The sequence below is a fragment of the Vicinamibacteria bacterium genome, from assembly GCA_035620555.1.
GTDB lineage: Bacteria > Acidobacteriota > Vicinamibacteria > Marinacidobacterales > SMYC01 > DASPGQ01.
Map to the genome: position 1 here is coordinate 1 of DASPGQ010000815.1, position 5,828 is coordinate 5,828.

General features: G+C 64.9%; 4 protein-coding genes. All 4 read left to right on the plus strand.

The window, feature by feature from the left end; translation table 11 throughout:
* Window positions 1-507: hypothetical protein (locus VEK15_32590; GenBank protein HXV65480.1), on the plus strand; the 507-nt coding region annotated here is incomplete at its 5' end.
* Window positions 508-677: 170 nt separating this feature from the next.
* On the plus strand, window positions 678-3,374 hold the full coding sequence (locus VEK15_32595; protein HXV65481.1) for a protein kinase: 2,697 nt from the start codon (window positions 678-680) through the stop codon (window positions 3,372-3,374).
* Window positions 3,375-3,502: 128 nt separating this feature from the next.
* Complete coding sequence (locus tag VEK15_32600) at window positions 3,503-4,006, plus strand: hypothetical protein (GenBank protein ID HXV65482.1); 504 nt, start codon at window positions 3,503-3,505, stop codon at window positions 4,004-4,006.
* Window positions 4,007-4,140: 134 nt separating this feature from the next.
* The coding region (locus tag VEK15_32605) for a protein kinase (protein ID HXV65483.1) at window positions 4,141-5,828 on the plus strand (1,688 nt) is incomplete at its 3' end.

Below are 5,828 nucleotides of genomic sequence, written 5' to 3' on the forward strand. Positions count from 1 at the left end.
AAGATCATGTCGCGACTGGTCTACCGGAACGTCGACGGCCGGGAGTCGATCGTGGCGGTGCACTCCGTGGCCACCGAGGCCGGTGGCGGCGGGGTGCGCTGGTACGAGCTCGGCGTCACACCGGATCCGGACCGGAGCGTCGAGCTCCGCCAACAAGGCACGTATGCGCCCGACGGTTTCTACCGATGGATGGCGAGCCCGGCGATCGACCGCCGCGGGAACATCGCCATCGGGTTCTCCTTCGGCGGCACGCCGCACTACCCCGGCCAGCGTTTCACGGCCCGCCTGGCGAATGATCGGCCCGGCGTCATGACCCTTCGCGAGGCGGTGTTGGTGGAAGGTGAGGGCTCCCAGACGAACACGTTGCGATGGCAGGACTATACGCAGACCGCAATCGACCCGTCGGATGATTGCACCATCTGGTACGTTGGCGACTACTTGAAAGAGGGTGCGGAGAGCTACTCGACTCGGATCGGGGCGTTCCGGCTGCCGGGATGCGCCGAGTGAGCTCGGGACCCCGTCGATTGCAACTCTTGGGGCTTGCTCCAACGACGCGAGTCCGACGGTCTCGTGCCCGACGCCACCGAGCGAGGAGACCACCGGTCGGTTGCTGAAGCTTGGTGGAGCCCATCGTCAGGTTGTCTTCTGACGGCGGCGAGCCTACCATTCTCCATCCTATGTCACTGAGCGCCGGACGGACTCTCGCGCATTACGAAATCGCCGGATCGATCGGACGCGGCGGGATGGGTGAGGTCTACCGCGCTCGAGACACGAAGCTCGGCCGGGAGGTCGCGGTCAAGATCCTGCCGGAAGAGTTCGCCGGAGACGAAGAGCGGCTCGCGCGGTTCCGGCGGGAAGCCAAACTGCTCGCGACGTTGAACCACCCGAATATTGCGGCGATTCACGGGTTCGAGGAAGTCGATGCCATCCACTTCCTGGTGCTCGAGCTGGTGGAAGGCGAAACACTAGCCGAGCGCATTGCACGAGGCCCGATCCCGTTGGACGAAGCCATCGCAATCGCGTCCAAAATCGTGGCTGCGCTCGAGGAAGCCCACGAGAACGGCATCGTGCACCGCGACCTCAAGCCGGCGAACGTCAAGCTGACTCCGGACGACAACGTCAAGGTGCTGGACTTCGGTCTCGCGAAATCCTGGGTGGACGAGACACCCGAGTCGGATGGATCCCTGTCGCCGACGTTGACGCGGGACGCGACCGGGGCGGGGATCATTCTCGGCACGGCGGCCTATATGAGCCCGGAGCAAGCGAAGGGAAAAAAGGTCGACAAGCGTACCGACATTTTCGCCTTTGGCGCCGTGCTCTTTGAGATGTTGACGGGGAAGAAGGCGTTTCCCGGCGCCGACGTCTCCGAGGTGCTCGCGGCCGTTCTCAGGCTGGAGCCGGATTGGAAGGCCTTGCCGCGCACGACGCCCCCATTCGTCCGAACGCTCCTCGAGCGCTGTTTGAGAAAAGACGCCAGGTCGCGTATGCGTGACATGGGCGACGTTCGCGTCGCGCTCGAGGAAGGCCCCGGTGATGAGACGCTCGAGCCGCGCGAGAGCGGCAAGATGCTCTGGATCGCGGCCGCGATTGCGATGGCGCTTGCGGCCTTCTTTTCCTTCTCGTTCTATGGAGCGAGGACATCGGCTAGCCCGGAAGGCGTCATGCGCTTTGAGCTTCAGCGCCCTGGCGTGCTGCGTGAAGACAGTGGCTCCGCCGTCGCGATCTCGCCGGACGGCCGCCACATCGCCTACGTCTTGACGGCCGCGGACGAGCCGCTCGCCCTCGGTTCCGAGTCGGCACCCAACCGCCGTGGAGGCATCCTGCTGCGAGACATCGGAAAGAGCGAGGGAGAGATCGTCGACGGCTCTCGAGGGGCCATGCAGCCATTCTTCTCGCCGGACAGCGAGTGGCTCGCTTTTTTTGCAGACCAGAAGCTCAAAAAAGTTCACGTCGACGGGGGGCTCGCGACGGTCGTCTGCGACGCTCCCGGAAGCCGTGGAGGCACGTGGGGCGCGGACGGTACCATCGTCTTCGCACCCGGCGATACGGCCGGTGTCGGACTGAAGCGCGTGTCGGCGGACGGGGGAACGCCGGAGCCGGTCACGAATCTGGGTAACGGCGAGCTCCATCGGTGGCCACGCTTTCTGCCGTCGGGGGAGTTGATGTACACGGTCTTGAGCGGTGGTTTTCACGTGCAGCTCCGGGCGTTGTCGCGCTCCGGGGAGACGAAGATCGTTCAGGACGGCGCGTCCGATGCACGTTATCTGCCGAGCGGGCACCTTCTCTTCTGGAGAGAGGGGGATTATCTCGCGGCGCCATTCGACTCGGCGACGCTCGAGGTCACGGGGCCGGCCGTGCCTGTCGTCGAGGACGTCGAGCTCGCGACCCTCGCGACCTACACGGTTTCTCACTTGGATGTGTCGGAAACTGGCTCGTTGATCTATCTGCAGGGCGCCACGGATGTCTACGACTTGGTGAGCGTCAGGCGCTCGGGTGAGAAGGAGTCCCTCGTCAGCGAGCCCGACCGGTTTCTCCAGCCTCGTTTTTCGCCGGACGGGGAGCGGCTCGCTCTTCTCAAACCGTCCACGTCCATCGCCGCGGAAGACCTGTGGGTTTACGATCTGAGGCTCGGCGCGATGACCCGCTTCACGGTCGATCCGGAATACGACATCACACCCGCCTGGTCTCCCGACGGCAGGCACATTGTCTTCGCGTCACGAAGAGACGGCGCCAATTTCAACCTCTACCGGAAACGAGCCGATGGTTCCGACGCCGTCGAGCGCCTGACGGACGACCCGAGCAGCCACCACCTCGGCGACTTTTCGCCCGACGGTGTTCATCTCGCCTGGAACCGCTTCGCCGCCCCGGACACGAATACAGGATTCGATGTCTATGTGCTCGACTTGGAAGAGGGGACGAGCGTGCCCATCCGTAATACGGCGTTCGAGGAGAGCGACCCGAGCTTCTCGCCGGACGGCCGCTTCGTTGCGTTCATGTCGAACGAATCCGGACGGTTCGAGGTCTACGTACAGCCCTTTCCTGGCTCGGGAGCCAAGTGGCAAGTTTCGACGGACGGGGGATGGTTCCCGGTGTTCGGCCCGGGCCGGGAGATCTTCTATCAAGCGACCACGAGCGACGGTGAGACACGGTTCATGGTCGTCGACTACGCCGTCGAGGGCGCGCAGATGAGGCCTTCGCGCCCGCGTGAGCTTTTCCGAGGTCCCTACGCCATGGGTCCGCGGACGGAGTACGACGTCTCGCCGGACGGAGAACGCATCGTGGCGCTCCTCCGCACGGATGTCGGACCTCACCCCGTCACTCTCGTCCTTAACTGGTTCGAAGAGCTCGAGCGCCTCGTTCCAACGGGGCGCTGAGCCACGGAGTCGAAACGAGTCAGAGAGGATCCACGAGGAAATTCGCGGGGTCTAACCACGGCTGGTCACCTCTCGGCATCTGCCGTGGAAGCTCACCGTTTCGATCCGATCTTCGAAGGAGGAAACCCGTGATCCGACGTAGAACCCTTCTCGTGGCGGTCTTGGTGATGGGCGCGACGACCCTGACCGCTCAGTACCCGCCGCTCACGGCGTCGGAAGTCGAGGCCGTCGAGCGAGAGGCCCGAGCGGTGATTCAGACTTACTACCAGCTCTTCAACGAGCAGAACCCGAAGGCAATGAGCGAGCAGCTCTTCCACATCCCTTGGATCTACCTGAATCCAGAAGGAACCCGGCTCTTCACGAGCCGGCAGGAGACGGCGGAGCTCTTCGAGGAGTCGCTCGCTGCCATGGTTCCCCGCGGCTGGGAGCGGTCCGACTTCCCCAGCCCGACCGTTTGCGTCCTGAGCCTAGGCGCCGCCACCGTGAGTGGGAACTTCCACCGCTACAAGAAGGACGGGAGCGTCCTCTCCGAGCACGGCGTCACCTACATCGTGGGGAAAACGGCCGAGGGCTGGCGCGTCGTCTCGCTCTCGAGCCACCCTCCAAACCGGACAATCGGCTGCCGGAACTGACGCTCTATCCCATTTCACGCAATCCGCAGAATTCACGCTCATGCGCACACACAACGCCTTCCTAGCTGTCTTCTTCGAGCCGAAAGCTTATGACTTGCTCGGAACAAGGCCTTTTTCCTATGCTAGAAAGCCGCGTGGCTCAGAATCCGGGAACGAGACTTGGCGTCTACGAAGTCCTCTCCCCGCTCGGTGCCGGAGGGATGGGCGAGGTCTATCGGGCGAAAGACACCAAGCTCGACCGCGACGTCGCGATCAAGGTGCTTCCGGCGGCGTTCACCGAGGACCGGGAGCGGCTCGCCCGTTTCGAGCGGGAGGCCAAGCTCCTCGCCTCGCTCAACCACCCCAACATCGCTCACGTCTACGGGTTCGAGAGCGCGAGGCTCGAAGACGGCGCGACGGCGCACTTCCTGGCGATGGAGCTCGTCGAGGGCGATGATCTTTCCGAGCGGCTGCGGCGTGGTGCCATTCCGGTGGAGGAGGCGCTCGCGATCGCCAAGCAGATCGCGGAAGCGCTCGAGGAAGCCCATGACAAGGGCATCGTGCACCGCGACCTCAAGCCGGCGAACGTCAAGCTGACTCCGGACGGTAAGGTGAAGGTGCTCGACTTCGGACTCGCCAAGGCCTATGCGGCGGAGTCGTCGTCGGGCGACTCGGTCGACCTTTCCCAATCGCCCACGCTCGCGCAGGCGGGAACGCAAGTGGGCGTCATTCTCGGGACGGCGGCGTATATGTCTCCCGAGCAGGCGCGCGGCAAGGCCATGGACAAGCGTTCGGACATCTGGAGCTTCGGCGTCGTGCTCTACGAGATGCTCACCGCCCGGAAGCTCTTCACGGGTGAGACGGTGGGCGATGTTCTCGCGAGCGTGCTCAAGAGCGAGATCGACCTCGCTTCCTTGCCGGATTCGGCGCCCTCTGCCATCCGGCAGATGCTGCGGCGTTGCCTCGAGCGCAATCCGAGGAATCGGCTCCACGACATCGCCGATGCGCGCATCGTGATCGATGAGGTCCTCGCCGGTGGGGTGGAGGAAGCCCAGCCAGACGCCAGAGTCGAGCGGCCGTCGATGCAACGGCTGATCGCGGCGGCCCTGCTCCTGGCGGGGCTGGGAGCGTTGGGCGGCTTTCTCGCACGCGGCCCGACCGACCTCGGCGATCGTGCGCCGACATTCACCTTGCGCCGCCTGACCCAGCTCCCCGGAATGGAGGGCCACCCCGACATCTCGCCAGACGGGCGGCAGTTCATCTATACCAGCGAGGTCAGCGGCAATCTGGACATCTATTCGATGCGCGTCGGAGGCTCTCGGGCCATCAACCTGACCGCGTCTTCGCCCGCCGCAGACTCGCAGCCGGCCTTCTCTCCCGACGGCGAGATGCTGGCCTTCCGATCCGAGCGCGACGGCGGCGGCCTGTTCGTCATGGGGGCGACCGGGGAGTCGGTGCGCCGCCTGACTGACGACGGATTCGATCCTGCCTGGTCGCCCGACGGCACGCGCGTGGCCTATTCGATGGAGCCGGTCTTCGATCCGTACTCCCGGATCCTGGACGCCGGGCTGTGGATCGTCGACGTCACGAGCGGCGAGAAGCACCAGCGGCTCCCGGGCGACGCCGTGCAGCCTGCCTGGTCGCCCGACGGAAGGTTCATTGCTTACTGGGCGAACACCGAGGGGCAGCGCGATCTCTGGACCGTCGCCGTCGAGGGCGGGGCGCCGGTAGCGCTCACCGCCGATCTCGCGACCGACTGGTCGCCGGAATGGTCGCCCGACAGCCGGTGGATCTACTTCTCGAGCGACCGCGCCGGCGGCATGAATCTCTTCCGCGTGGCGGT

Bases quoted from the DNA above. Each gene is read 5' to 3' on its own strand.
- VEK15_32595 (HXV65481.1), top strand. From the start codon at position 678: ATGTCACTGAGCGCCGGACGGACTCTCGCGCATTACGAAATCGCCGGA.